Source organism: Bacillus pretiosus (assembly GCF_051294775.1).
GTDB lineage: Bacteria > Bacillota > Bacilli > Bacillales > Bacillaceae_G > Bacillus_A > Bacillus_A wiedmannii.
Map to the genome: position 1 here is coordinate 1 of NZ_JBPPHF010000368.1, position 292 is coordinate 292.

At 30.5% G+C, this 292-nt stretch carries 1 protein-coding gene; it reads right to left on the bottom strand.

Annotated features, from left to right (window positions below; translation table 11 throughout):
* Positions 1–61 precede the first annotated feature (61 nt).
* Positions 62–244, bottom strand: coding sequence for an SE1561 family protein (locus ACSG5Z_RS31300; protein ID WP_000513547.1), 183 nt, complete (start codon positions 242–244; stop codon positions 62–64).
* Positions 245–292 lie beyond the last annotated feature (48 nt).

Consider the following 292-nt stretch of genomic DNA (forward strand, 5'->3'; position numbering starts at 1 on the left):
TCGTTCTATTATCCATACAGAAAAAGGCTGCCAATTTTGCATTGGCAGCCTTTTTAATTTATTATTCGTCTTTTTTAAATTGCTCACATTTTAATTCTAATTCATCTAACATCGCAAGAAGACGATCTACATCTTCTAACTCTACTTCTTCAGGTTCAATTGTATCAATTACTTCAATGAACATATTTAAACGTTCTTTTAAATATACTAGTTGTGAATCTTTATCTTCTATTGCTTTTCCCATGAAGGCACTCTCCTTTTAATTCGAGATGCTTTTATTATACCGCAAAAA